The sequence below is a fragment of the Streptomyces sp. NPDC054765 genome (assembly GCF_053612065.1).
In genome coordinates this window covers 1-26,037 of record NZ_JBSHBP010000028.1, presented here as the reverse complement: position 1 = coordinate 26,037, position 26,037 = coordinate 1, and the positions used below count along the sequence as shown (strand labels likewise).

Annotated in this window: 20 protein-coding genes; 13 read left to right on the top strand and 7 right to left on the bottom strand. The window is 69.8% G+C overall.

The window, feature by feature from the left end; all coding sequences use genetic code 11:
• The first annotated feature begins 45 nt into the window (after positions 1 to 45).
• The gene (locus ACWGJY_RS19240) at positions 46 to 213 is read left to right on the top strand and encodes an L-rhamnose mutarotase (protein WP_453262008.1); all 168 of its coding nucleotides are present in this window, start codon (positions 46 to 48) and stop codon (positions 211 to 213) included.
• On the opposite strand, the gene ACWGJY_RS19235 is transcribed toward ACWGJY_RS19240, so the two are convergent.
• From ACWGJY_RS19235 to ACWGJY_RS19210, 6 genes are all read right to left on the bottom strand, one after another.
• Positions 204 to 2,576 (bottom strand): hypothetical protein, encoded by a 2,373-nt coding sequence (locus ACWGJY_RS19235; protein WP_453262007.1) that lies wholly within the window; start codon positions 2,574 to 2,576, stop codon positions 204 to 206. The two genes, ACWGJY_RS19240 and ACWGJY_RS19235, sit on opposite strands and share 10 nt — an antisense overlap.
• A gap of 109 nt (positions 2,577 to 2,685) precedes the next feature.
• Positions 2,686 to 2,913 (bottom strand): hypothetical protein, encoded by a 228-nt coding sequence (locus tag ACWGJY_RS19230; RefSeq protein WP_453262006.1) that lies wholly within the window; start codon positions 2,911 to 2,913, stop codon positions 2,686 to 2,688.
• Between the two features lie 168 nt (positions 2,914 to 3,081).
• On the bottom strand, positions 3,082 to 3,915 hold the full coding sequence (locus ACWGJY_RS19225; protein WP_266737255.1) for a carbohydrate ABC transporter permease: 834 nt from the start codon (positions 3,913 to 3,915) through the stop codon (positions 3,082 to 3,084).
• Between the two features lie 38 nt (positions 3,916 to 3,953).
• Positions 3,954 to 4,952 (bottom strand): carbohydrate ABC transporter permease, encoded by a 999-nt coding sequence (locus ACWGJY_RS19220; RefSeq protein ID WP_453262005.1) that lies wholly within the window; start codon positions 4,950 to 4,952, stop codon positions 3,954 to 3,956.
• A complete protein-coding gene (locus ACWGJY_RS19215) occupies positions 4,952 to 6,250 on the bottom strand; it encodes an ABC transporter substrate-binding protein (protein ID WP_453262004.1) in 1,299 nt (432 codons plus the stop codon). The genes ACWGJY_RS19220 and ACWGJY_RS19215 overlap by 1 nt, the downstream gene beginning before the upstream one ends.
• A 416-nt stretch (positions 6,251 to 6,666) precedes the next feature.
• On the bottom strand, positions 6,667 to 7,500 hold the full coding sequence (locus ACWGJY_RS19210) for a FadR/GntR family transcriptional regulator (protein ID WP_453262003.1): 834 nt from the start codon (positions 7,498 to 7,500) through the stop codon (positions 6,667 to 6,669).
• 486 nt (positions 7,501 to 7,986) lie between these two features.
• On the opposite strand from ACWGJY_RS19210, the gene ACWGJY_RS19205 reads away from it, so the two are divergent.
• The 7 genes from ACWGJY_RS19205 to ACWGJY_RS19175 all read left to right on the top strand — a co-directional run bounded on the left by ACWGJY_RS19205 (position 7,987) and on the right by ACWGJY_RS19175 (position 17,248).
• Positions 7,987 to 10,311 (top strand): Ig domain-containing protein, encoded by a 2,325-nt coding sequence (locus tag ACWGJY_RS19205; protein WP_453262002.1) that lies wholly within the window; start codon positions 7,987 to 7,989, stop codon positions 10,309 to 10,311.
• A 123-nt stretch (positions 10,312 to 10,434) separates the two neighbouring features.
• Positions 10,435 to 10,842, top strand: a complete 408-nt coding sequence (locus tag ACWGJY_RS19200) for a hypothetical protein (RefSeq protein ID WP_453262001.1) — start codon at positions 10,435 to 10,437, stop codon at positions 10,840 to 10,842.
• A gap of 82 nt (positions 10,843 to 10,924) precedes the next feature.
• Positions 10,925 to 12,658: a glycoside hydrolase family 36 protein gene (locus ACWGJY_RS19195; protein WP_453262000.1), complete on the top strand. Its 1,734-nt coding sequence runs from the start codon at positions 10,925 to 10,927 to the stop codon at positions 12,656 to 12,658.
• Positions 12,659 to 12,839: 181 nt separating this feature from the next.
• A complete protein-coding gene (locus ACWGJY_RS19190) occupies positions 12,840 to 13,142 on the top strand; it encodes a hypothetical protein (RefSeq protein ID WP_453261999.1) in 303 nt (100 codons plus the stop codon).
• The gene (locus ACWGJY_RS19185; protein WP_453261998.1) at positions 13,139 to 14,056 is read left to right on the top strand and encodes an AEC family transporter; all 918 of its coding nucleotides are present in this window, start codon (positions 13,139 to 13,141) and stop codon (positions 14,054 to 14,056) included. Before ACWGJY_RS19190 ends, ACWGJY_RS19185 begins: the two co-directional genes overlap by 4 nt.
• Before the next feature lie 128 nt (positions 14,057 to 14,184).
• Positions 14,185 to 15,081 carry an oxygenase MpaB family protein gene (locus tag ACWGJY_RS19180; protein ID WP_453261997.1) on the top strand — a complete coding sequence of 299 codons (897 nt, stop codon included), beginning with the start codon at positions 14,185 to 14,187 and terminating at the stop codon, positions 15,079 to 15,081.
• A gap of 34 nt (positions 15,082 to 15,115) precedes the next feature.
• Positions 15,116 to 17,248 carry a protein kinase domain-containing protein gene (locus ACWGJY_RS19175; RefSeq protein ID WP_453262072.1) on the top strand — a complete coding sequence of 711 codons (2,133 nt, stop codon included), beginning with the start codon at positions 15,116 to 15,118 and terminating at the stop codon, positions 17,246 to 17,248.
• A 66-nt stretch (positions 17,249 to 17,314) separates the two neighbouring features.
• On the opposite strand, the gene ACWGJY_RS19170 is transcribed toward ACWGJY_RS19175, so the two are convergent.
• Positions 17,315 to 18,622 (bottom strand): glycoside hydrolase family 27 protein, encoded by a 1,308-nt coding sequence (locus tag ACWGJY_RS19170; RefSeq protein WP_453261996.1) that lies wholly within the window; start codon positions 18,620 to 18,622, stop codon positions 17,315 to 17,317.
• Between the two features lie 179 nt (positions 18,623 to 18,801).
• Here ACWGJY_RS19170 and ACWGJY_RS19165 point away from each other — a divergent pair, with 179 nt between their 5' ends.
• The 5 genes from ACWGJY_RS19165 to ACWGJY_RS19145 all read left to right on the top strand — a co-directional run bounded on the left by ACWGJY_RS19165 (position 18,802) and on the right by ACWGJY_RS19145 (position 26,000).
• The gene (locus ACWGJY_RS19165) at positions 18,802 to 20,373 is read left to right on the top strand and encodes a phytoene desaturase family protein (protein ID WP_453261995.1); all 1,572 of its coding nucleotides are present in this window, start codon (positions 18,802 to 18,804) and stop codon (positions 20,371 to 20,373) included.
• Between the two features lie 126 nt (positions 20,374 to 20,499).
• On the top strand, positions 20,500 to 21,603 hold the full coding sequence (locus tag ACWGJY_RS19160) for an NAD(P)H-dependent flavin oxidoreductase (protein WP_453261994.1): 1,104 nt from the start codon (positions 20,500 to 20,502) through the stop codon (positions 21,601 to 21,603).
• 25 nt (positions 21,604 to 21,628) lie between these two features.
• Complete coding sequence (locus ACWGJY_RS19155; protein WP_453261993.1) at positions 21,629 to 23,188, top strand: acyl-CoA synthetase; 1,560 nt, start codon at positions 21,629 to 21,631, stop codon at positions 23,186 to 23,188.
• Positions 23,189 to 23,537: 349 nt separating this feature from the next.
• A complete protein-coding gene (locus ACWGJY_RS19150) occupies positions 23,538 to 25,088 on the top strand; it encodes a fatty acyl-CoA synthetase (RefSeq protein WP_453261992.1) in 1,551 nt (516 codons plus the stop codon).
• A 111-nt stretch (positions 25,089 to 25,199) separates the two neighbouring features.
• The gene (locus ACWGJY_RS19145; protein WP_453261991.1) at positions 25,200 to 26,000 is read left to right on the top strand and encodes a VOC family protein; all 801 of its coding nucleotides are present in this window, start codon (positions 25,200 to 25,202) and stop codon (positions 25,998 to 26,000) included.
• Positions 26,001 to 26,037: the final 37 nt, after the last annotated feature.

Below are 26,037 nucleotides of genomic sequence, written 5' to 3'. Positions count from 1 at the left end.
TCCCACGTCTCAACGACTCAGCGCTTCGTGGAAAGGAGCCACACCGTGCCCGTGCAACGCTACGCCTCGGTCATGCGCCTGCGTGGGGAACTCGAGGCGGAATACCGCGCCCTGCACGCGGTGGCCTGGCCCGAGGTCCTCGCGACCCTCAAGCGCGCCCACATCGGCAACTACGGAACGGGTGCACAGCGAGCACGGCCGGATCAGGCTTGACGTGCGACCTTGCCTTTCCTCGTGATCCGCACGGTGACCGCCCCACCCGCCGGGACTTCGACCTGCGGCCAATCGAGGAACGCCGTGTACCCAAGGGGGCGGGCCGATTGGCGGGCCGTTTCCGCCAGTACCGACACCCGTGCCGCGTAGGCCGTGTTGTTGGTCAAGCGGACTACGGCGGCCTGACGGCTCTCGCTGGCATGCTCGGCCTCGACATGATCAAAGGGAATGAGAATTCCTTCCCCGGGCCGGACGTAGATTCCGGGAAGTTCGAGTGCCATCAAGACACCGTTGGTCTCGGTCCAGGAGTTTCTCGTCCTGATGAAATCACCGACGGCACCCTTGCCCTCGGCATCGCTGGGCTGGATCCGCTCCATGCTCGAACCGATGAGGTAGTCGGTGGTGATGTGTCCCGGCATGTTGACGGCCTCGGCGTGGGCATGCTGGATATCGCTGATGAGTTCAGCGTACTTCTTGTCCCCAGTAGCTCGATACAGCTTGAACAGGTGGTCAGCGGAGGACGTACAGACACCGGGCGCGGCATGTTTGTTCTGGCTGCTCGCCCAAACGGCGCCGGCCATCCTTCCCTTCAGCCGCGCGATATCACTGCCTGCCGGAAACAGCGGATCGTACGCAAGAGTCCAGGACGAGCACAGCGCGGCCTGGACCTTCGCGCGATCCAGCCATCTCTTCTTTCCGGTGTACTGGTACAGCGCCATGAATGACTCCAGGAGACCAAACGCTGTTTCGGAGTCCGCATCCTGTGAAATATCCGCGCACGCTCCGCTGGTGAATCCACGGGACTTGATGTCGCGCTCATAATAGAATTCGGCTGCTTCCTCGGCGGCGGCCAACCAGTCCGGACGGTGGAAGTATTCAGCCGCCAGGGCGAGTCCGGCCGGAGCGATGGCGCCGGCCGTCGAGTTGTACACGGCGATGTCGCCTGTTTCGGGCACGATGTACTGACCGAATTCTCCGTGCTTTCGCCAGGTCCGGGTGAAAGCTTCGGCCAGACCGCCTGCGGCCAGTTCCCAGGATTCCTTGACGGTGTCGCCGTGCCCTTGCGCCTTCAGGAGCATCACATGCTTGATCAGCCAGAAGAGCACATCTCCGTTCTTGCGTACCATCGCCTGCACCGCCGGAAAGTCGGGGTGGGCCTTCTCTGAGCAGATCTCACCATCTTCGCTGATGAAGCCGTAGAAGAATCCGCTGCGCCCCTTCATGCGGGAACAGATGAAGTCAAGCTCATCGGAGACCCTGCCCCGTTCCGTCGGGTCATTCAGAGCCAACATGGGGTAGGTGTTGATCATTCCGCTCACCCAACCCAGTTGAAAGTGCCTGGAGTTTTCTGGAAGGTAGTAGCGGCCCGCCTTGGTCTCTGTGAAATTGCCTCGGCAGATGTTGGTGCCGAGCTCCGCCAGCTTACTCATCGGAAGCAGGTTGCGAGGCGTGGTGGGGCCGGTGAGCGACTTTCGCACAGCCATGAATTTTTGCAGGACTGCCGGAATTCCGTCGGCGTCGAAGGTGAAAACCTGGAAGCGAATCGAAACCGCGTCACCGGGAGCCCAGTTCGACGCACTGTCACCGCTCGGCCGAAAGTCGCCGAAACCGGCCGCCTTCCGGCGCACAACCGGTGCCGAGATGCGGAATTCACAGCTTTCCCTGCTCGCACTCTCCTCAACCGAGAGCCCACTGTTGCCCAGGCGGGTGCCTTGCTCGGTGAGGACGATCCAGCCCTTTCCGAACTTGGGCGAGAAGAAGCTCATCGCCGGGGCGGCAGTATTGCACGTCGCCAGCTCGATCCGTGAGGGCAAGGCAGCATCGGAGGCCAGTCGCGGGTTGTTCGATATCGTCAGCGGCGTCTGTGGGTTGTCGTACATGTCGGCCGGATAGTCCGGATTGTATCCGTTGCCGATGGCGCGATAGCGATTGCCGTTGTAGATGATTCCGGGAATCATCACGTAGTTGGCGGTCTCCCAGCTCTCGAATGGGAAATCAACGGAGATTGCGGTCTGTTCCGCCGTCCCCTTCTCCAGGGTGCAGGTCAGGGTGACCTCCCATCCGTGATGATCGGGCACCCGTCGTGCATCCCGCTTCAGCCGCCACTGTCGCGGCCCGTCGGTCAGCAGGTCGCCGTCGAATTCCTGGGCCCGGCGCAGCGTCGTGCCGTCATATTCCCGAATCGACACCCGGAGGGAGCCGTGCAGTTCGCGCAGAGAACGGCTGAGTTCCGTAGCCTGGCCATCGGCTCCGGCAACCCTTGCGTCGAGCGGTCGGGCTCGTGAAATCGTGGGTTCGAGAGCGACCTTCGCGCCGACTCCAGCGGCCGCCAACAGAGAAAGACAGTTTCTCCTGTCAAGCATTCTGCAACCATCCTCGTGTGTGCGTTCCGGTGAAGGGAACTTCGATCAATTCCGGTTCCACGCGGGGAGTCTGCGCTCCGGGGACCCGGTCGCACACCGCCGTCCGCGATCAGGGACGTACGCCGTCCTGACGCGGGACAGGCACCGGTACGCCCGGCGGCAGCAGACCCTGGGCACGCAGGGCGAGCCACATCCCCTCGGGGACGGGGTGGCTGATCATCGCGGTGGCGGCCGTGTCCTCGTCACTGACCGCGCGGAACAGGTTGCCCAGGGCGGCGGCACCCAGCGACAGTGCGTCGACGGCGGTGGCGCTGTGCCCGGGTCCTGTGGGGTGCATGGGGTGAGGAATGCCTCTCGCTGAAGGGGTGTGAACGGACATGAACGGACGTGAAAGGACGTGAAGGGGCGCGAGCGTCCGAAGTCCGTGACAGGTGACAGGGGGGCGGGGCTTGCGTCGGTCTCCGCCCCGCCCTGTCACATGCCCAGCCGTGCGTACCGCCCGGTCTCAACCCTTCGTCGCTCCTCCTGTGAGGCCCTTGACGAACTGCTTCTGGAAGGCCAGGTAGAAGACGAGGATGGGCAGTGTCGCCAGGAACATGAAGGCGAAGACCGAGCCGAAGTCCGCCTGGTGTTCGCCGATGGCACGGTAGATGCCGACGGTCACCGTGGTGCCGGCCGCCGGGCCCAGGACGATCAGCGGGTTGAGGAAGTCGTTCCAGATCCAGACACCGAGGAAGATCACCACGCTGGCCGACGCCGGCCGCATCAGCGGGAAGACCACCTGCCAGAAGGCGCGGAACGCTCCGGCGCCGTCGATCGCCGCGGCTTCTTCGAGCTCTCGGGGGATCGTCTTGGCGAAGCCCGCGAAGACGAACACCCCGAACGGCATGTAGTAGCCGACGTACGCCAGGACCAGTCCGGGCACGCTGCTCATCAGCCCCAGCGTGCGCAGTACTTCGGTGATCGGGGTGAGGATCACCGCGGGCGGCACCATGAGACCGCAGAGCAGGACGACCATGATGACCTTGGACAGCACGCCGGTCGACCGGGCCAGGTAGTGGCCGAGCATGGCGGAGATCGCGGTGATGACGAGGATGGAGATCACGGTGACCTCCGTGCTGTTGACCAGCCCGTACCAGAAGAGGTGGTCCGGGCGCGACAGCACGCTCTGGATGTTGTCCAGCGTCGGTGGGACCGGGAGGCCGACCGGGTTCGACACGATCGCCGAACCGTCCTTGAACACGTTGACCAGCACGAGGTAGATCGGCAGGAAGAACAGCAGGCCGGCGAGGAGCGCGACGACCGGGCGTATCCACGCCCTTGTGCCACCCCTGTTCATGCTCGCGTTCAGGTCCGGGTTCATCTTCGTGTTCGTGCTCATGCGGACACCTCGCGTTTCTGCAGCCACCCGAGCGCGATCACGGAGACGGTCGCGACCAGGATCAGCATCGCCACGGCCATCGCGGAGGCGTAGCCGACGTGGTTGCCGTTGAACGCGGTCTGGATCACCTGGAAGGCGAGGGTGGATGTGGTGCCGGGGCCGGGGCCGCCGTTGGTGAGCACCTGGATCTGGTCGTAGGCCTTGAATCCGCCGATCAGTGACATGACCGTGTTGATGGTGACGGCGGGTGCCAGCATCGGCCAGGTGACATGGCGGAACCGCATCAGTGGTCCGCAGCCGTCGATGGCCGCCGCTTCGTGCAACTCCTGCGGGATTCCCTGCAGTCCGGCCAGGTAGATCACCACGCAGAAGCCGAGTCCCTGCCAGGCGATGACCCACGAGACCGTGTAGAGGGCGAGGCCCGGGTCGGAGAGCCAGCCCGGCGGATGACTCACCCCCAGCTGTCGCAGCATGGAGTTGAGCAGGCCGTCGTCGACGAGGATCGCCTGCCAGATGACGCTGACCACCACGGCGCTCAGCACGACCGGAACGAAGAACACGCTGCGCAGAGCGTTGTACAGCCAGCCGCGCCGGTCGAGCAGCAGGGCGATCGCCAGGCCGCCGGCGTTGGTCACCAGCGTCACGATCACGGTGATGACGACGGTGTTCTGCAGTGCTTTGAGGAAATCGTCGTCGGAGAACAGGCTGGTGAGGTTGGACAGGCCCACCCACCGGGTCGGCGGGCTGAAGGGGTTCTTGTCGGTGAGGCTGTAGCCGGCGGTCATGCCGATCGGCACCAGGACGAGGGCCAGGTAGGCGAGCAGTCCGGGAGCCGCGAAGACGGCGAAGCGGCCCGGTCCGCCGTTCGGGCGGAAGCGCCGGGACGGTCGCGACGCCCGCCGTGCGGGGGTGTCCTGTGATCGGACCGCTGCCGTGTCCTTTGCTGCGGGCGCGGCAGGGGAACTCTCCGGTCGGGGCAGGGTACGTATGCGCATTACCGGGTGGCCTTGTCCCACTGCTCGTCCATGTAGGCACCGAACTGACGGGCCGACATGCGGCCGCCGAGGAGATTCTGGACGCCGGTCGCGGCCTTGTCGGCCAGGCCGGGCGGCAGGGAACCGTCACCGGTCTCCTGGGAGAACGAGTTGACGATCCCGTCGTCCTTCTGGGCCTGCCGATACGCCGCCACGGTCTTCTTGTAGACGGGGCCCATGGTGCTGGGCGGGCTGTAGCCCTTGATGTCGATGATGAGCCCGTCGGCCTTGACGGCGGCGTCCAGGTTCTTCTGGTCCTCCATGAAGGCCTTGGCCCACTTCTTGGCCAGGGGAACATCGGACGACTTGGAGCTCACCGTCATCCCGCCGCCGAGGGCGCCCGGGAGTGCCGGGGCCCCCTGGTCCGTGGGCCACGCGAAGACGCCCGTGTCGAAGTCCGGCTTCTTCGTGTCGGCCGAGGCGGAGAACCAGCTGCCCATCGGATACATCGCGCCCTTCCCGTCACGGAAGGCCTGTTCGGTGTCCGCGTAGGAGCGGGAAAGGCCGGCGCGGTCGATGTATCCCTTGTCCGCGAGGCCGGCGACCTTCTGGGCGGCGGCGACGAACGCCGGGTCGGTGAACGTGACCTTGTGCTTGGCGCGTTGGGCCAGCCAGTCCGGCGTCTTCTTGTAGACGTCGGTGGCCACCGTGCAGATCAGCGGGAACATGTCGGCCCAGGAATCCTTGCCGCCACCGCCGACCACGAAGGGGTTGATGCCCTTCTTCTTCAACTTGGCGCTGTCGTCGAGCAGTTCCTGGTACGTGCGGGGCGGTGTGCCGATGCCGGCCGCCGCGAAGTCCTTCTTGTTGTAGTAGACCAGCGTCGTCTGGGCGGAGTAGGGCAGCTGGTAGACCTTGCCGTCGTACGTGTTGGCGCGGGGGTTCTTGTACGTCGCGAGTTCCTTGTCCGTCCACGGCGCCAGCTTGCCCGCCTCGGCGAATCCGGCGGGGTTCAGGCCGATCATGACGTCCGGGAACTGGCCCGTGCTGTCGAGCTGCTTCGCGTACCCGGTGCGGTCGGCGCTGGGCGACACGAGCTTCTTGATCGTCACCCCGGGCACCTTCGCCGAGGCGCGGGCGATCGCGGCGTCCCAGTACTTCGCGTCCAGATTGGGCGTTTCGAAGGTGAGGAAGGTCAAGGTGACCTTGCCGCCGTCGCCCTTGGATGCACTCGTACCGGAACTGCCGGCCGTACACCCGGCCAGGAGGAGAGCACCGGCGAGGGCGGCGGTTCTTGTGAGTATCGGATTGCGCATCATGTCCAACTTCCCTACCCGTCATTGTCCGGGGGCGGTACCGAGTCGCTGTCTTGTGCGTACCGAGACGAGAGAGGGAATCCCACTGCCGACCGTCCACCGAATCCGTCACGTGGTTCAGACTCTTCCCAGAGTCCTGCTGCTCTCGAGGGCGACCGCTTCCCCTCAGCGTTCGCCCCTCAGGGCACCTTTGGGGTATGGAAGTCCGCGTGCGACGGCATGTCAAGAGATGAGACGGGGTTATTTCCTCAAACCAAGGGCAATAGATCTGATACATATCCATAGAGTTTCGCCGGACCCTACGGATTCGCTTCACAGGAACGAGACGCGTCGGTGGTGCGGTTCACGAGCCCGGCACGCTTCGGCCGCCCCGTCGCCCCGCCGTTTCCGGTGTGGGCGGCGGGGCGGGGGAGGCGGCACTACTGATCGAGGCTGTCGTCCGCGGTCACGCCCTCCGGGCCGGCGGGAGCGGCGGGAGCGGCGGGAGCGGAAAAGATGCGATTGTGGATCTCTCGCTGGATCTGGAGTTCCGTCGTGTCGATATGGCGGGCCATGAGGGCGGCGGCCTGTTCCTGCTCACCGGCCCCGATCGCTTCCAGGATCGTCAGGTGCTGCTCCGCGGCCCCGGCGAGTGATCCCGGTGCGGAGTCGGCCAGGGCCACGATGGTGATCTGTCGCTGCAGCCGCTGGATCGCGTCGACCAGGCTGGAGAGGAACGCGTTCCCCGCTGCCGCGCCGATCGCCTGATGGAACTCCGCATCGGCCCGGCCGAACGACTCGTGGTCGTCGCGCTCGGCGGCCTCCGCCGAGCGCTGCGCCGCCTCGCGGATGGCCCTGAGCTGAACCGGTGTGGCCCGCGCGGCCGCGAGCCCGCTGGTCTCGGCCTCGGTGAAGCGTCGGAACTCGAACAGTTCACCGACGCGGCTCGGGTCGGTCGGCAGGAACCGGGAGAACGTGTCGGACCACAGGTCGTTCCTGGGATGCGCCACGAAAATGCCGCGTCCCTTCTCCACCGAGAGCCTCCCGAGGGCCGAGAGGATCTTGACGCCCTCTCGCACCACCGTCCTGCTCATGTCTACTTCGGCCGCCAGATCCTTCTCCGTCGGCAGCCGGTCACCGGGCCCCATCCCCTGCCGGGCGACGTACTCCAGGATGCGCTCCGCCGCGACCTCGTAGCCGGGGCGGTAGGGAGCCGCCTCCGGCTCCGTCTCCGATACCGCGGATGCGGACGCGGGCCGGGAAGATCCAGTCATGTTGCTCCATGTATCCGATGCATGCCGTCACGAAATGCCACGTGCTGGGCCCCCAAGATACCTTCCGGGTTGCCCGTTCAGGGGTGCTCGGACCGCCCCACGGAGCACCCGCGTCCCCGGAAATAGATCCGAACTAAGCCTTGACGGCCCCTTCCGTGCCGTGCACGCTGGACCGCACTTGTGCTGGGGTAGTTACACAGGAGAAACAAGCGCACTTTCCTGCACGGGCAGGCCTATGGGCTCTCCGGCTCAGGGCCGTCCGCCGATCCCGCTCCCCGGAACAGCGCGAACCGTCTCCGCTGAAGAATACGAACTATCCAGGTGACCTCGTTCGTCGCTCGACGTGTGCCGGCGTTGCGCCCCTCTGCGCTGTTCACGGGCAGTTGATCAGTGATCCCGCGCGTCATCGAGAGTCACTTAGGAGGACATGTGGACAGGCGTCGCTTTCTGGTTGCCGGCGGCTTGAGTTCGGCCACGGCCGTGGCCATGGCCGCCGGACCCGCGTATGCCGTGCGAACGGCCAGGACCAAGACGTCCCCGTCGCTGCGGATCGGGGCGGGCTTCCTGTCGGTGGGCATCAGCGGCTCCGGGTACGTGGACAGCCTGGTGGACCTGCGTGACGGCACCGACCACCTGGCCAAGGACACCCCCGTGCCGCTGGTCAGTGTGGTGGCCGACGGCAAGCATGTGGTTCCCGCGAAGGTGCGGGTCGTGTCGCGTGACCGGGCGCACCACCGGCAGGTCCTGGAGTTCGTCGGCGAGAGCGTGACGATCCAGGTAGAGGCCGTCGGGTTTCCCACGCATTCCACACTGGAAGTCGTCGGCCTGACGGCCGCCTCGGGTGTGGATGTGCAGACGCTGCTGTGGGGTCCGCTGCCGACGACACTCGACGACACCATCGGCGAGACGGCCGGTGTGGTCGCCACCTCCGATTTCGTCATGGGGGTCCGGCCGCTGAACGACAAGACGGTGGGCGGGTGGCCGAACGAGCATCTGGCGTACGGGTTCGGTCCCGATCTCGTCTGGAATCCGTACGGGCTCCAGACCGGCGCGAAGGACGAGTGGCTGGCGAGCAACGTCGCCGCGAAGACCACGTGGGGCAGCGTCCTGCGCGCCACCACTTACGACTACAGCAAGGTACGGGTCCGGCAGCGCACCAACGGTTACGAGATCCCGCTCGGCCCGCTGCCCGCGCCCGAGGGCCGGATCGTCGGGTCGAAGATCGCCCTGTTCGGCAGTGCGCCGGATCTCGCCCTGACCGTGCTCAGCCAGATCGCCAAGGAGCACGACCAGGCGTACCCCACCCTGGACGGCCAGTGGCAGAAGGTGGCCCAGCGCACCTCGCAGACCCACTTCTGGGTCCACGACCTCAACACGGGCAACGTCACCGCGGCCGCCGAGCTCGCCGCGCAGGCCGGGGTGCGGAACATCTACGCGATCAGCGGCAACGGGCCGTGGGTGTCGCACGGGCACTACCAGTTCAACGGCTCCTTCGGCGGATCGGACGTGGCGGCCGCCCAGTTGGTGGCCGCAGCGGCGAAGGAGGGCATCGAGGTCGGAGTGCACACCCTGTCCACCTTCATCGACGCCAACGACCCGTATGTGAAGGCACCGGCCGATCCACGGCTCGCGGTGGGCGGCTCCGCCCGGCTCACCCGCCCGCTGGCCGGGGCGGACACCACGCTGTACGTGGATGCCAACGGCCTGCTGGCCTCCGGCGTCGACGGTCAACGGCTGCGCATCGGCGACGAGTTCATCACCTACGGTTCCGTCACCAAGGTCAGCAACACCGAGTGGCAGGTCGGCGGCCTGAGCCGGGCACAGTGGTCCTCGGCCGCCAAGGACTACCCGGCCGGCACCACCGTCGCCCGGCTCATCCAGAACGGCTACGGCGGCGCGCTGGCCAGTCTGCCGATCACCGACGAGATCGCGGCCCGGCTGGCCACCGCCTACAACACCAGCGGCGTCCACGCCACGTCCTACGACGGGCTCGAAGGCACCGGCTACAACGGCTGGGGCGGCTACGGCTTCGCACGGCTCGTCAACGGCGTCCACCGGCAGGTCACCACCAAGAACTTCATCACCGAGTGCAGCAACCTCGCGTCGAACACCTGGGACGCCCAGTCCAGGGCGAGCTGGGGTGAGATCGGCCCCACGAGCTACGCTCAGATCATCCGCAGCAACACCTTCTACCGGGCGAACTACCTGCCCGGGATGATGGGCCAGCAGGGGCTCTCGGGCAGCGACCCCCTGCAAAAGATCGAGGACACCCTGGCGCACGCGGCCTCCCTCGACGCCGGCATCAACTTCGAGACCACCGTGAGCGGCCTCCAGTCCGGGCAGAACACCACCGCGCTGCTCGCCGCCGTCCGGATGTGGGAGTCCGCGCGTGCAGCCGGTGCGTTCACTGCCGAGCAGAAGAAGCAACTGGGCGTCGCGAGCAGGCACTGGCACCTGAGCGAGGTCACGCCGGACGCCGAGTGGACGCTGCAGGAGAAGGACACGTCCGGTCAGTCGATCGGCGACCCGCAGCCGGTCAAGGCCCCGACGCCGGGCTTCGCCACGTCGGAGCCGACGGACGCCCGGGTCGGAAAGCTGTACGCCTTCAAGGTGACCTCGACGACTCCGCGGACCATCCGCTACGAGGTCACCGACGGCCGCCTCCCGCGCGGCCTGACCCTCAACCAGGACACCGGTGGCATCACCGGAATTCCTGCCTTTCCCGGCACCAGCACATTCACCATCACCGCCAAGAACGGCGGGAGCATCGCCGACGCGAAGATCACCTACAGGGTGACGGCCAGGCCGTGACCGCGCCGCGCCGTGCCCTGCCCCGGCCTCGGCCGGGGCACGGCACGGCCGGCACCTGCTCCCCGTCGCGTCACCCGCACGAACCTCCAGGAACGAATCCATCGAGAACGCTTGGAGTTTCCCATGAGAGTGCGTCCAAGACAGCTGCTGTGCCTTCTCGCGTTGATGGTCTCCCTGCTCACCCTCGCCGCTCCCGCCACACCGGCGAGCGCCGCCCCCGACCCGGTCAACGCAAAACCCGCAGTGGTGCCCGCCCTCCAGAAGTGGCAGGGCCGCACTCTCGGGCTCTACGGCCGGGTGGCGGACCAGAACGGCAACAAGATCGATGGTCTGGTCAATTCCGTGACAGGGCCGTCGGGGAGTCTGCAGATCGTGTCGCAAGGACTCTCGACGTGCGCGCAGGGCGATCTGCCGGCCGGTGATGTGCACACCTGCGGCATGACCGGGGAAGCACCACCTGCCCCGGACCCGGCGGATCGTTGGCGCGCGCGGCACCGTCCTGCGGACGACGCCCCCACGACAGTCTGCTGAGCCGCGCGTTGGCCGAGGCCACCGCCCTGTCCGCCCGATCCGGGCTCCCACGCCTGTCTCCACCACCGAGGAGTTCATGACCATGAGTATGGTGACCACTGCCGAGCGTCCCGCGGCGCCGGAGAGCCCGTTGATCGACGACGTGACGGTCGCGCTGCCGGTCGGTCGGTTCAACGTCCGCGAGCTGCCCGGCGGGCTGACTGCCCTGGACGTCACCGCCCCGAAGGGCACCGCCGTGGAGATCCGGCTGGCTGTTCCGCTGCGCGATGCCGTCGGCTTCTGGCATCCGGCCTGTGGCTGGGAGCGGACCCTGCTGGCGGACTGGGCGGGCAGGATCCACACCAGCCTGATCAAGGGCGCTCCCGTCGGCTGCCTCTACGAGACATCCGGCACGACCATGCTGACGTTCGCGGCACAAGACCCTGTCATCGAGACCGAGTTGGTCTTCGGTATCTCCGAGGCGACCAAGCGGTTCGTGGTCCATCTGCATCTGGTCGCCGGGGACGGGCCGTACACGCTGGCATTCGCGCCCCGCGCGACCTCGGTCGCCACGGCGCTGCGGTCGCTACGCGGCCATCTCGCCGAGACCGCCGCCCGCCCGCCGTTGCCGACCCCCGCCGCGGGACGGGCGCCGGTCTACTCCACCTGGTACGCCTTCGGCCAGGACGTCCACGCGGACGCCGTTGAGGCCGAGGCCGCGCACGCCGCCGACCTCGGCTGCGGAACGCTGATCCTCGACGACGGCTGGGTCGCCGGCGGCAACAAGCGCGGCTACGCGTGGGCCGGCGACTGGGCGGTCGACACTGCCAAGTTCCCCGATCTGGCCGGGCATGTCCGACGGGTCAAGGAACTCGGCATGGCCTACCTGGTCTGGGTCGCCCCGCTGCTGCTCGGCCCGGAGTCGGCTGCCTGGGAACGCATGCGTGACCTTGCCCCGCTGCCCAGCCGCACGGCTCCGGGTGCCCATGTGCTCGACCCGCGCCGTCCCGAGGTGCGGGCCCACATCGTGGCGCTGTGCGCCGGGATGGTCGCCGATCACGGGCTCGACGGGCTGAAGATCGACTTCCTCGACGACGCGCAGCTCTACGCGGGCGACGGCGAGGATATCGGCCTCGCCATGACCGTCCTGCTCGACGAACTGCGCGTCGCGCTCCAGGCGATCAGGCCCGGCATCATGATCGAGCTACGCCAGCCCTACCTCGGCCACGGCATGGCCGCCTACGGCAATCTGCTCAGGGCCTCCGACTGCCCGGCCGACGCCGTCGCGAACAGAGTCAAGACCCTGGACGCCGGACTGCTCGCGCTCGGCGGCGTCGTCCACTCCGACATGCTCATGTGGGATCCCGACGGCTCACCGGAATCTGCGGCCCGGCAGCTGCTCAGCGTCCTTACGTCAGTGCCACAGCTGTCGGGCAGGCTGGACCGGCTGCGCGCCGACCACCGGGCGGCCCTGGCGTTCTGGCTGCGGACCTGGATCCGGCTGCGGCCGGTCCTGCTCGACGGCGCAGTGGACCCGGGCCGTCCCGACGAGCTGTACCCGATGGTGCGAGCCCGGACGGACGGGCACCAGGTCGTCGTGCTGCATGCCGAGCGGATCGCCCCGGTCGATCTGGCGCGGACCCGGCTGGTCGAGGTGGTGAACGTCACCTCAGCGCCCCGGGTCACGCTGGACGTCACCGGCTCAAGTGACGTGGAGGAAACCGTCCGGGACGCCACCGGGGCGCTCATGGGTAACCGCCGGTTCGCCCTCGGGCCCGGTCTGCACTCGCTGACCGTCCCACCGTCGGGTCTGCTCTCCCTCCGCCTTCTCCGCTGATCCGATGAGAGACCCTGCCGGGGATCTTGAGAATCCTTGACCGTTGCCCTCGGCGGCACCAGCGGGGCCGGAGCAGTTCGTGCTCGTCGAGGTACTGCTGGAAGGCCGTGGCCTGCTGAGTGCTCTCGCAGGCATCCTGTAACGGTTGTCATGCCTCGATGTATTACATCAGCCTGTCGGCATGCACTCTTCGACACCCGGTGCCCAAGGCGCCGGCTCTTCCCACTCCCACCAGCGAAACAGAACGGCCGGCAGTTCCGCGATGGTGCCCGACGGCGCGTTCTCCCTCTTTCCGTGCCGTGCGGCCGGCGACGACCTCGCAGCGGCGGACACCTTCCTCGAAGCGCGATGCGCGACCGTCCCGGGCAGCGCCTTCGGTGCGCCGGGCCCTCTGCGGTGCTCCTTCGCCACAGCCACCGCCACCGCCACCCTGGAAGAGGGCCGCCGCATTATCGTCGCCACGCTGGACGAGGTCCCGGCGTGATCGCACTGACCGTCAAGGCGCTGATTCCGGTCGTCCTGCTGATCGCGCTGGGCCATGCGCTCAAGCGATCGGTGATCACGGCCGAGAGTTTCTGGTCCGATGCCGAGCGCCTGAGCTATCACGTGCTGCTGCCGGCTCTGTTCCTGTACAGCCTGGCGACGGCCGACACCAGCGATCTGCCGGTACGGGCCCTGGCAGGCACCCTGGTCGCCTCCACGGTGGCAGTCGCCGTGCTGGTCATCGCCTTCCGGCCCATGATGCGACTGAAGGACGACGGCTTCACCTCGGTCTTCCAGGGCAGCGTCAGGTTCAACAACTACATCGGCGTGACCATCGCCGCCGGCCTGTACGGCACCCAGGGCGTCGCCACCGCCGCGGTCTGCAACGCGGCGGTCGTGCCCACGGTCAATGTCTTGTGCGTGCTGGTCTTCGCACGGTTCGGGAGCGCACGCCCGCGCCTTACGGGCATCGTCAAACAGCTCGTGACCAACCCGCTCATCCTCGCCTGCGCGGGAGGCATCCTTCTTCAGGCACTGGATCTGCGCCTGCCGCCGGGCATCGCGCCGGCGCTCCAGGCACTCGGAGCCGCCTCGATGCCGCTGGGGCTGTTGTGCATCGGCGCCGCGCTGCGCTTCGGTGCGGCACGGTCGTGGGCGGCGCCGATCCTCACGTCGTCGTCCGTCAAGTTTGCCCTCATGCCCGCCGCGACGTTCCTGGCGGCTCAGCTGGCCGGCCTCGGGTCCCAGGCGCTGATCATCGCCGTGCTCTTCCAGGCTCTGCCCACGGCATCGTCCGCGTACATCATGGCGAGGCAACTGGGCGGCGACGCACCGCTGATGGCCGGTATCACCGCGACGCAGACACTGCTGGGCATCGCCGCCGTCCCGCTCGTCCTGGCACTGGTCTCGGCATAGCGCCTGCCACCGGGCGGAACGCCGGCCAAGGGAATGAGCATGCGCAAGCTGCTCGCACGCGCCGACCGCTGGGACCTGATGGTCTCTGGGCGCGGCATGACGGATGCTGGTGGCGGGAGGTGTGAGGAGTGGCAGGTGACCCGGGGGTCTTCGGGCCCCGTTCCGTGACCTGGCAGCTGCACGGCGATCCGATGATGTGGATCGCGGGTGTCCGCGCGCTGTACCTCCAGGCGCTCCACCCGCGTGCGGTGCGCGGTGTCTTCCAGAACTCGGACTTCAGAAGGGACGCCTGGGGGCGGCTGATGCGGACCGCCCGCTTCGTCGGCACCCTCACCTACGGCACCACCGACGCGGCCGAAGCGGCCGGTGCCACGGTCCGCCGCATCCACCGGCGGCTGTCCGCCGGCGATCCGGTCACCGGCGAACGGTACGGCGTCGACGAGCCGGCCCTGCTGCTGTGGGTGCACTGCGCGGAGGTGGACTCCTACCTGCACGTACTGCGCCGCTCCGGTTACCCCGTCAGCGACGCCCAGGCCGATGCCTACCTCCACGAACAGCGCGAAAGCGCCCGGCTCGTCGGCCTCGACCCGGCCGGTGTCCCCGGCAGCCGGGCCGCGCTCGCCGCTTACTTCGCCCGCGTACGGCCCGAGTTGGCGCTGACCCCCGAAGCCCGTGAGGTGGACCGCTTTCTGCGCCGGCCCCCGACACCGGCCCCGCTCGTGCCGGCCCGTGCCCTGCTGTGGCAGCGGGTGGCACGGCTCGCCTACGGCGCACTCCCGGCGTATGCCCATGAGCTCTACGGGCGCCCCGCACCCACGTCCGCAGCCGTCACCCGCCGGCTGCGCGCCACCGGCCGCCTCCTTCGGGCCGTTCCCCCCACGGTCCGCTGGCAGCTCCCGCCCCGGCACATTCTGCGCGCCGTCGCACGACTCGGCCCCGAGACCCGCCCAGCGCCCTACAAGCTCCGCGCTTGCGCCGCCATACTGGACGGGCAGGAGGACACGCAGGGGGAACTGCGCGGCTGACCACGGGGAACGGGGACGGGGGCGGCGATACATGGTGGCGGAAAACAGACTTGTCCAACGGCGGTACCGGCTGCTCGACACCATCGGGCGCGGCGGCATGGGGGAGGTGTGGCGGGCCCGCGACGAGTCGCTGGGCCGGCAGGTCGCGGTCAAATGCCTCAAGCCCATGGGACCGCAGCACGAACAGTCGTTCCTGCCGGTGCTGCGCGAACGGTTCCGCCGCGAGGCCCGGGTCGCGGCCGCGCTCCAGCACCGCGGCATCACCGTCGTCCATGACTTCGGCGAGGACGACGGCACCCTCTTCATTGTCATGGAGCTGCTCAGCGGCCGTAACCTCAGCCAGCTCCTGGACGACAACCGTCGCCAGCCGCTTCCTGTACCCGACCTCATGGAGATCGCCGAGCAGGTCACCGCCGCGCTCGCCTACACCCATGAACAAGCCATCGTGCACCGCGATCTGAAACCGGCGAACATCGTCCGCACCGCCGACGGCACGGTCAAGATCTGCGATTTCGGCATCGCCCGGCTCGGCCACGACATCGGCTTCACCGCCCGCCTCACCGGCACCGGCATCGCCATGGGCAGCCCGCACTACATGTCGCCCGAACAGATCGGCGCCCACGGCGTCGACCACCGCAGCGATCTCTACTCCCTCGGCTGTGTGCTGTACGAGATCGCCACCGGCGTCCCGCCGTTCGACCTGGGCGACGCCTGGGCGGTGCTCGTCGGGCATCGCGACCTGACCCCGAAGCCGCCCCGTACGCTCCGCCCCGACCTGCCCGAGGCCTACGAGCGGATCATGCTCGAACTGCTCGCCAAGGACCCCGACGACCGCCCCAGGAACGCCGACGAACTGGGCAAACGCCTCGCCGATGCCCGCCATGCGCACCCCGGGCGGGGCCGCGCGGGCCGCGCGGGCCGCGCGGCAGGCGCGGACGATCCGACGGTCCCCGGCCGGTGGCTGCCCTCCTGGACCCACGGCATGACCCTCGGCTCACCGGCGGGCCCCGCCCGGCGGACGCACGGGTCGCCGGCGGACCCGGGCGCCACGGTCCTCACCGATTCCTGGACCGGCGGGAGTGGTCCGCAGTGCGGCGACGCGTCCCCGGCCGCCGGCATCGCCGGCCCGGCACGGCCCGACGACCGCCGCGCCACCCTCGCCGCGCCGGCCGGCCGGCACACCGCCGCGCTGAACCTCGGCCGGCTGGGCCGCTGGGAAGAGGCGGGCGAGGCACACCGGGCGCTCGCCGCGGAACGCGAGCGGCTCCTCGGCCCCGATCATCCCGACACCCTCACCAGCCGTCTGGAGGCGGGCCACGCGCTGAGCCGGCTCGGCCGGAACTTCGAGGCGCACCAGATCTACACCGAGGTGCTGACGGGCCGCGAACGTGCGCTGGGCCCCGACCACCCCGACTCGCTGAGCTGCCGTCACCATGTCGCGCTCAACCTCGGCCGGCTGGGACGGCTGGAGGACTGCCGCGCCATGGTCCACGAGGTGGCCGGGGCCCGCGCCCGGGTACTCGGCCCCCGCCACGCCGACACCCTCGCCACCCGCTTCGAGCTCGCCCATGTGCTGGGCAAGTTGGGTCTGTGGGCGGAGGCGCTGGCCATCTGCCGGGACGTCGCGGCGGCGCGCAGCGCGACCCTCGGCCGCGACCATCCCGACGCCCTCGCCGCCCGTTACGAGGTCGGGATCGGCTTCGGCCGCCTCGGCCACAGCGCCGATGCCCTGGCGGTCTACCGGGACCTGGCGGCCGACTGCGCCCGCGCCCGGGGCGCCGACGCCCCCGAGACACTGCGCGCCCGGCACGGCTTGGGCGTCAGCCTCGGACGGCAGAACCGCTGGCAGGAGGCGCTCGTGGAGGCCCGCGAGGTGGCCGCGGAACGGGCGCGGGTGCTCGGCCCCGATGCCCCCGACACACTGGTCAGCCGCCGGGAGACCGCCGTGGCGCTCGGCTGGCTCGGCCGCTGGGACGAGGCACTGGACCTCTACCGCGAGGTTGCGGACGCCCGCGAACGGGTGCTGGGCGCCGCCCACCTCGACGTGCTGGCCAGCTCCGGTGACCTGGCCCAGTGCCTGGAGCGGCTGGGCCGCACGGACGAGGCGGCCGTCCTCCACCGCCGGGTCGCGGGACTGCGCCAGGAGCGCGCCGCGCGCCGGCGGTAGGGACGGCGCGCGGTCCATCGGAATCCGCCGGGCCAAAAGCGTGGCGCCCCGGTCCGTGGCGACCCGTCAGTCCGGAGTGACGCGGTAGAGCACCGTGCTGTGCGGCGGTACCTCCCGTGCCACGACCGGGTCCGCGCTGTGCGTACGGCGGCCGGTGACCAGATCGTGCAGCCGGTAGGAGCGTGCCGCCGGCAGCCCGGCCGCGGCGGCCGTCACGGACAGCGTGCGCGGGGTGTCACCCGAGTTGAACAGGGCGATCGCGTGGTCGCCGTTCTTCAGCGGCTTGGCCAGCACCGCGGAGCCGTCGTCCTGCTGCACGAGGTTCCCCTGGACTCCGAGCGCATCCTGGTCGACGGCGATGACCTCCTTGTTCCCGAGCACCTTGCGCGCCGCCGGGGACAGCTTGCCGACGTCCGTACTGGAGATCAGGGGAGCGGCCATCATCGCCCACAGCGACATCTGGCTCTGCATCTCCTGCTGCGTCAGGCCCGTGTCGCCGGCCAGCAGGAAGTCCGGGTCGTTCCAGCGGCCGGGGTGCTGGAGGCCGGCCAGTCGCGCGTTGTAGCGGAAGTTGTAGACGATCGAGGTCCACTTCGCGGCCGGAGTGTTCTTCTGCAGCGCCACATCCCGCCCGCCCCGCCAGAGGTTGCCGAGCTCCGCCGACCAGCCGATGACCCGGTGCCAGACGCTGTCACCGTCGAACTGGAAGTAGGCCGGCGCCGACACCGAGAAGGTGATCGGGCGGCCGGTCGCCCGGAGCGCACCGCTCATCTGCCCGTACAGATCCCGGTAGGTCTCCTCCTTGGTGTGCCCCGGGGCGACGGGCACATTGCAGCCGTCCGCCTTGACATAGTCGACCTTCCAGCGCGCGAACAGCTTCGCGTCCTCGGAAAAATGGCCAAGACTGCCCGGATACTTCTCACAGGTGAGGGTGCCGACATCCTCGTAGATCCCGAATTTCAGTCCCAGCGCGTGCAGCTGCCGCCCGAGGTGGGCCATCCCGTGCGGGAACTTCGCCGGGTCGGCCGTCAGCTCGCCCCGGGGGCCGCGCTGCCGGCTCATCCAGCAGTCGTCGACGGTGACGGTGCGGTAGCCCCGCCGCGCCAGCCCCGAACGGACCAGCGCCCGCGCGTTGTCGAGGACGACCCTCTCGTTGATGTCGCACATGTAGTACGACCAGTTGTTCCAGCCCATCGGGGGTCTCGGGGCCAGATTCGGATACGCTCCCGCGGCGTGCCGGGCGCCGGGCGCACGGGCCGGATCCGGGGCGGCGGAGGCGGGCGCGGGAGCCGCGAGCAGCCCGGCCGAGCAGGCGGCGACGGCGGTCAGTCCGGCGAGAATGCGGCCGATGCGGGGTACCGACGAGTGGGACACGGGTCACCTCACGAGTGGGCGGGACGGCCTGAGGAGAGGACGACGGGGGTGGTGCCGGGACGGAGCACGGCCGGACGCTAGGAGCAGCCCCCGGCCCGGTCAAGAAGCCGCACCGACCGGGGCGAAGGTTTCAGCCGCGTGTACCTGGCGACCGGGATCACCGCGTGCTACCAAGGGGCATGCCGGAACGGACTTCGTATGACGCGGTCATCGTCGGCGGCGGCCACAACGGACTGGTGGCCGCCGCCTATCTCGCACGCGCCGGGCACAGCGTGCTGGTGCTGGAGCGGCTGGACCACACCGGTGGTGCCGCCGTGTCGACCCGGGCATTCGCCGGGGTCGACGCCCGGCTGTCCCGCTACTCCTACCTCGTGAGCCTGCTGCCGCCGAAGATCGTGCGGGACCTCGGTCTGCGCTTCGCGGTCCGCAAACGCACCGTGTCCTCCTACACCCCCGCCGTACGCGACGGCCGCCCCACCGGTCTGCTCGTCGGCGGCGGCGAGGCCAGGACCCGTACCGCGTTCGCCGAACTCACCGGATCCGACCGGGAGTTCACCGCCTGGCAGCGCTTCTACGGCACGACCGGGCGGCTTGCCGCGCGCATCTTCCCGACCCTGACCGAGCCCCTCCCCACCCGCGCCGCGCTCCGCGCCACGGTCGACGACGACGCCACCTGGCACGCCCTGTTCGAACGTCCCCTGGGGGAGGTGGTCGAGGAGACCTTCGCCGACGACCTGGTCCGCGGCGTGGTCCTCACCGACGCCCTCATCGGCACGTTCACCACCGCCCACGACCCGTCCCTGCGGCAGAACCGCTGCTTCCTCTACCACGTCATCGGCGGCGGCACGGGTGACTGGGACGTCCCCATCGGCGGTATGGGCGCCCTGACCGACGCACTGGCTGAGGCCGCCCGCCGGGCCGGGGTGGAGATCGTCACCGACTGCGAGGTGACCGGTATCGCCACGGACGGCAGGAGCGCGGAGGTGACCTGCGCGGCGGGCACCGTCGGCGCCCGCCGGGTCCTGGTCAACGCCGCCCCGCGCGAGCTGGCCCGCCTGCTGGGCGAGGCACCACCGCCGCCCGCCGAGGGCGCCCAGCTCAAGGTCAATATGCTGCTCACCCGGCTGCCGCGGCTGACGGACACCCGGGTGGACCCGCGGGAGGCCTTCTCCGGCACCTTCCATATCGCCGAGGGCTACCGGCAGCTGGAGAGCGCCTACCGACAGGCCGCGTCCGGCACCCTGCCCGCCGCCCCGCCCTCGGAGATCTACTGCCACTCCCTCACCGACCCCTCCATCCTCGGGGCCGACCTGGTCCGCCAGGGCTACCAGACGCTCACCCTGTTCGGCCTGCACGCCCCCGCGAGCCTGTTCACCGCCGACAACGACACCACCCGCGACCGCCTCCTGGCGGCCACCCTCGCCGAACTCGACAGTCATCTCGCCGAACCGCTCGCCGACTGCCTGGCTCACGACGCCGACGGCCGCCCCTGCATCGAAGCCCGCTCCCCGCTCGACCTGGACCGCGAACTCGGTCTGCCGGGCGGCAACATCTTCCACCGGGACCTGGCTTTTCCCTACGCGGACCCGTCGCACGAGGCCGCCGGCGGCGCCCCGTCCGCCCCGGCCCGCTGGGGCGTGGCGACCACCCACCCCAACGTCCTGCTGTGCGGGGCGGGTGCGGTGCGCGGCGGCGGAGTGAGCGGCATCCCGGGGCACAATGCGGCGATGGCGGTGCTGGCGGAGGGGTGAGGGGCGGGGCCGGCCCCCGGCGTCCCGGGCGGCCGGGGCCGCCCGTCCCGGAGGCCGGTGCCAAGTTTCTGACGCTGCATCAGAAAATCTCTTCCCTCGTACGGTCCGCTGCGGCATCCTGCGCCCATGCAGACGGAGCTGAGCAACACGCTGGGAGCCGAGCACGCCGTCTTCGGGTTCACCCCCTTTCCCGCGGTCGCCGCGGCGATCACCCGGGCCGGCGGCTTCGGGGTGCTCGGCGCGGTCCGCTACACCGCGCCGGACGAGCTGGCGCGCGACCTGGACTGGATGCAGGAGCACACCGACGGGCTGCCGTACGGCCTCGATGTGGTGATGCCTGCCAAGAAGGTGGAAGGGGTCACCGAGGCCGAGGTCGAGGCGATGATCCCGGAGGGGCACCGTCGCTTCGTCACCGAGCTCCTCGACAAGCATCAGGTGCCGCAGCTCGCGGAAGGGGAGGCGTCCGGCTGGCGGATCACCGGATGGATGGAGCAGGTCGCCCGCAGCCAGCTCGAGGTGGCCTTCGACTATCCGGTCAAGCTGCTGGCCAACGCCCTCGGCTCGCCGCCGCCCGACATCGTCCGGCGCGCCCACGAGCACGGCATCCTCGTCGCCGCGCTGGCCGGCAGCCCCCGGCACGCACGCCACCACAAGGCCGCCGGTATCGACATCGTCGTCGCCCAGGGGTACGAGGCCGGCGGGCACACCGGTGAGATCGCCACCATGGTCCTCACCCCGGAAGTGGTCGCCGCCGTCGACCCGCTGCCGGTGCTCGCCGCGGGCGGTATCGGCACCGGTGAGCAGATCGCCGCCGGGCTCGCGCTCGGCGCGCAGGGCGTCTGGCTGGGCTCGCTCTGGCTGACCACCGAGGAGGCCGGTCTGCACTCCCGGCGGCTGACGGAGAAACTGCTCGCCGCGGGACCGGGCGACACCGTCCGCTCCCGCGCCCTGACCGGCAAACCCGCCCGCCAGCTGCGCACCGAATGGACCGATGCCTGGGACGATCCGAGCGGTCCCGGCCCCCTCCCGATGCCGCTGCAGGGCCTGCTGGTCGCCGAGGCCAACTCCCGTATCCAGCGGCACGAGGTCGAGCCGCTGCTCGGTACCCCGGTCGGCCAGATCGTCGGCCGGATGAACAGCGAACGCAGCGTACAGGCCGTCTTCGACGACCTCACCCGCGGCTTCGAGCGGGCCGTCGACCGCATCAACCGCATCGCCGGACGCGTCTGATCCCGATCCCGAGGAGGACAGCGGAATGACCCATGACTCCCCACCGCCCAACGGCTTTTGGGCGCAGGCCGCCGCCGACCCGGACCGTACGGTCCTGGTCGCCCCGGACGGCGAGGAGTGGACCGCGGGCCGGCTGCACGCCGCGAGCAACCAACTGGTCCACGGGCTGCGCGCGGCGGGTCTGGAGCGCGGCGACGCGTTCGCCGTGGTCCTCCCCAACGGCGTCGAGTTCTTCACCGCCTATCTCGCCGCGTCCCAGGCGGGCTTCTATCTCGTCCCCGTCAACCACCACCTGGTCGGCCCGGAGATCGCCTGGATCGTCGCCGACTCCGGGGCGAAGGTGCTGATCGCGCACGAGCAGTTCGCCCAGGCGGCCCGGCACGCCGCGGACGAGGCGAAGCTGCCGGCGTCCCATCGCCATGCCGTCGGTCACCTCGACGGCTTCCGGCCGTATGCCGAACTCCTCGACGGGCAGCCGGAGTCCGCGCCCGCCGGCCGGACCCTGGGCTGGGTCATGAACTACACCTCGGGAACCACCGGGCGCCCGCGCGGCATCCGCCGCCCGCTGCCCGGCACCGCACCCGAGGACGCCCACCTCGGCGGTTTCCTCGGCATCTTCGGCATCAAACCGTTCGACGGCAATGTGCATCTGGTCTGCTCGCCGCTTTACCACACCGCCGTGCTGCAATTCGCCGGCGCCTCGCTGCACCTCGGCCATCGCCTCGTCCTGATGGACAAGTGGACGCCGCAGCAGATGCTGGCGCTGATGGACACCCACCGCTGCACCCACACCCATATGGTGCCCACCCAGTTCCACCGGCTGCTCGCCCTGCCGGCGGACACCCGTGCGGCGTACGACGTGAGCGCGATGCGGCACGCCATCCACGGCGCCGCACCCTGCCCCGACCACGTCAAACGCGCGATGATCGACTGGTGGGGCGGCTGTGTCGAGGAGTATTACGCGGCCAGCGAGGGCGGCGGCGCCTTCGCGACCGCCGAGGACTGGCTCGAGAAGCCCGGCACGGTCGGCAAGGCCTGGCCGATCAGCGAACTGGCCGTCTTCGACGACGACGGCAACCGGCTGCCCGCGGGCCAACTCGGCACCGTCTACATGAAGATGAGCACCGGCGGCTTCCGTTATCACAAGGACGAAGGGAAGACGGAGAAGAACCGGATCGGTGACTTCTTCACCGTCGGCGACCTCGGGTATCTGGACGCGGACGGCTTCCTCTTCCTCCGTGACCGCAAGATCGACATGATCATCTCGGGCGGGGTGAACATCTACCCCGCCGAAATCGAGTCCGCCCTGCTCGGCCACCCCGCGGTCGCCGACGCGGCCGTCTTCGGCATCCCGCACGACGACTGGGGCGAGGAGGTCAAGGCCGTCGTCGAGCCCGCCGAGGGCCATCCGCCGGGGCCCGAACTGGCCGCCGGGATCCTGGCCCACTGCGCCGGGCAGCTGGCCGGCTACAAACGGCCCAAGTCGGTCGACTTCATCACCGCCATGCCCCGCGACCCCAACGGCAAGCTCTACAAACGCCGGCTGCGTGACCCGTACTGGCAGGGGCGGGAGCGGGCCGTGTAGCCATGGGTCCCGGACAGCCCACGGCGGCCGGTCCCCCCTCGGTGACCGGCCGCCGCGGGCACCTGCCTGCCGGGGCGGTCAGGGCTGCATGTGCCGCACCCGCAGCCCCGGTGCTCCGGGACGGCTGCGCATGATTCCTCCCAACAGGAGTGAGAGCAAAGGCGGTTGAGCGTACCCGGCGGCCGGTCATTCGCTGCGGGAACCGTGCCCGCAGGGGCGGGGGTGAGAATCGGCCGGGGCGCGAGGCGCGCGACCGGGAGCCGGCAGGGCCACGACCGCGGGCGGCTGTCGTCCCCGGACTCCGGTCGGGTGCCTTGACCCGCGATGGACGGCGGCCCAGGATCGCGGCATGACGCAAGCGCGGAGCAATACGGTCGACGGAGTCCTGCGGCGCAGCGCCCGCCGGGTGCCCGAACGGACTGCGGTGCGGTATGCGGACCGGGCCTGGACCTATCGGGAGCTGGACGACGCGGTGACCGCCGCGGCCCGGGTGCTGCGGACGGACGGCCTGCGGCCCGGCGACCGCGTCGCCTCCTACGGCCACAACTCGGATGCGTATCTGATCGGTTTTCTGGCCTGCGCCCGCGCCGGACTGGTACACGTGCCGGTCAACCACGGCCTGACGGGCGAGGATCTGCGCTACCTCGTCGAGCAGTCGGGCAGCGCCCTGGTCCTCACCGATCCCGCGCTCGCGCACCGGCTGCCGGATTCCGTACGCACCATGCCGCTGTACGGGGCGCCCGACGGGCTGCTGGAACGGCTCGCGGCCGGCGAAGTCCCGGACGACGCCGAACCGGCGGCCGAGCTGCCCGACGACGCCCTGGTCCAGCTTCTCTACACCTCGGGGACCACCGCCCTGCCCAAGGGCGCGATGATGACCCACCGGGCCCTGGTGCACGAGTACACCAGCGCCGTCGTCGCCCTCGACCTGAAGGAGACGGACCGGCCGCTGCACTCGCTCCCGCTCTACCACTCCGCGCAGATGCATGTGTTTCTGCTGCCCTATCTGGCGGTGGGCGCGGAGAACACCATCCTGGACGGACCCGACCCGGGGCGGATCTTCGACCTGGTGGAAGCGGGGCGGGCGGACAGCCTGTTCGCGCCGCCGACCGTGTGGATCGCGCTGGCGAACCACCCCGGCTTCACCACCCGGGAGCTGGGCGGGCTGCGCAAGGCCTACTACGGTGCCTCGATCATGCCGGTGCCGGTCCTGGAGCGGCTCCGCGCCCGGCTGCCCGCGCTGGCCTTCTACAACTGCTTCGGCCAGAGCGAGATCGGGCCGCTGGCCACCGTGCTGGGCCCCGGCGAACACGAGGGCCGGATGGACTCCTGCGGGCGCCCCGTGCTGTTCGTCGAGGCGCGGGTGGTGGACGAGGAGGGCCGGGAAGTGCCGGACGGCACCCGGGGCGAGGTCGTCTACCGCTCCCCGCAACTGTGCACCGGCTACTGGGACAAGCCGGAGGAGACCGCCGAGGCGTTCCGGGACGGCTGGTTCCACTCCGGGGACCTCGCCGTCCGCGACGCGGAGGGCTACTTCACGGTGGTCGACCGGGTCAAGGACGTCATCAACTCCGGCGGCGTCCTGGTCGCCTCGCGCCAGGTGGAGGACGTGCTCTACGAACATCCGCAGGTGGCCGAGGTCGCGGTCATCGGGCTGCCGGACGAGCGCTGGATCGAGGCGGTGACCGCGGTGGTCGTACGGCGTACGGACGGCACGGGCGGTGCCGCGGGCATGGACGGCGGTGAGGGCGTGGGGGAGGAGGAGCTGATCGCGGCGGCCCGCGCCCGCCTCGCGCCGTTCAAGGCGCCCAAACGGGTGATGTTCGTGGACGCGCTGCCGCGCAACGCCAGCGGCAAGGTTCTCAAGCGCGAGCTGCGCGCACGGTTCGCAGCGCCCTGAGCCGCTCCCGGCACGGTGCGCGTGAAGGGCGGCTGTCAGTGCCCCCTGCCATGCTGGGAAACAGCGGGAAACAGCCGTGAACGTCCCGATCCGTGCGACGGAGGACCACCCATGCTGACGACCAACTACGTCCCGGGCACACCCAACTGGCTCGACCTCGGGGCCCCGGACATCGACGACGCCGTCTCCTTCTACACCGCCGTGTTCGGCTGGACCTTCCGGTCGGCCGGCCCGGACGCCGGCGGGTACGGCTTCCTCCAGCGCGACGGCAAGACGGTCGGTGCCGTCGGCCCGCTGCCGGACGAGGGCGCGCGCTCCGCCTGGACGGTGTATTTCCAGACCCCCGACGCGGACGCCACGGTCAAGGCGGTGGAGCAGGCCGGCGGCTCGGTGCGCGTCCCGCCGATGGACGTCTTCACCGCGGGCCGGCTGGCTGCCTTCACCGATCCGACGGGCGCCGACTTCGCGGTGTGGCAGCCGGGCGACGTCAAGGGCCTGGAGACGGTCATGGAACCGGACTCCCTGTGCTGGACGGAGCTGTACACCACCGACGCGGCCGCCGCGAAGGACTTCTACCGCTCGGTCTTCTCCTGGGGCCATCAGGACATGCCGATGGGTGCGGACATGGTCTACTCCATCGTCTCCGCCCCGGGCGGCGGCAAGACCGACGACCCGGGACACGGTGGCATCATGCAGTTGCAGAGGGAGCACCTGCAGGCCGGCTCGACCTCGGAGTGGCACCCGTATTTCGGGGTGACCGACTGCGACGCCACCTTCGCCGCGGCCACCGGCCACGGCGCCACGGTCCTCATCCCGCCCACCGATGCCCCGGGCGTCGGCCGGCTGGCCATGCTCAAGGATCCGGCAGGGGCCCCGTTCGCCTTGATCAAGGGGGACCCGACGATGACCTGAGCCGACCCGGCCGCGGCCGGTGCCTCGCCGCCGGGCC

Coding starts and splice junctions, on each gene's coding strand:
- ACWGJY_RS19150 (WP_453261992.1), top strand. CDS start 23,538: ATGACGCAAGCGCGGAGCAATACGGTCGACGGAGTCCTGCGGCGCAGC.
- ACWGJY_RS19215 (WP_453262004.1), bottom strand. CDS start 6,250: ATGATGCGCAATCCGATACTCACAAGAACCGCCGCCCTCGCCGGTGCT.
- ACWGJY_RS19220 (WP_453262005.1), bottom strand. CDS start 4,952: ATGCGCATACGTACCCTGCCCCGACCGGAGAGTTCCCCTGCCGCGCCC.
- ACWGJY_RS19225 (WP_266737255.1), bottom strand. CDS start 3,915: ATGAACAGGGGTGGCACAAGGGCGTGGATACGCCCGGTCGTCGCGCTC.
- ACWGJY_RS19210 (WP_453262003.1), bottom strand. CDS start 7,500: ATGACTGGATCTTCCCGGCCCGCGTCCGCATCCGCGGTATCGGAGACG.
- ACWGJY_RS19155 (WP_453261993.1), top strand. CDS start 21,629: ATGACCCATGACTCCCCACCGCCCAACGGCTTTTGGGCGCAGGCCGCC.
- ACWGJY_RS19190 (WP_453261999.1), top strand. CDS start 12,840: ATGCACTCTTCGACACCCGGTGCCCAAGGCGCCGGCTCTTCCCACTCC.
- ACWGJY_RS19195 (WP_453262000.1), top strand. CDS start 10,925: ATGAGTATGGTGACCACTGCCGAGCGTCCCGCGGCGCCGGAGAGCCCG.
- ACWGJY_RS19200 (WP_453262001.1), top strand. CDS start 10,435: ATGAGAGTGCGTCCAAGACAGCTGCTGTGCCTTCTCGCGTTGATGGTC.
- ACWGJY_RS19205 (WP_453262002.1), top strand. CDS start 7,987: ATGGCCGCCGGACCCGCGTATGCCGTGCGAACGGCCAGGACCAAGACG.
- ACWGJY_RS19235 (WP_453262007.1), bottom strand. CDS start 2,576: ATGCTTGACAGGAGAAACTGTCTTTCTCTGTTGGCGGCCGCTGGAGTC.
- ACWGJY_RS19160 (WP_453261994.1), top strand. CDS start 20,500: ATGCAGACGGAGCTGAGCAACACGCTGGGAGCCGAGCACGCCGTCTTC.
- ACWGJY_RS19165 (WP_453261995.1), top strand. CDS start 18,802: ATGCCGGAACGGACTTCGTATGACGCGGTCATCGTCGGCGGCGGCCAC.
- ACWGJY_RS19145 (WP_453261991.1), top strand. CDS start 25,200: ATGCTGACGACCAACTACGTCCCGGGCACACCCAACTGGCTCGACCTC.
- ACWGJY_RS19230 (WP_453262006.1), bottom strand. CDS start 2,913: ATGCACCCCACAGGACCCGGGCACAGCGCCACCGCCGTCGACGCACTG.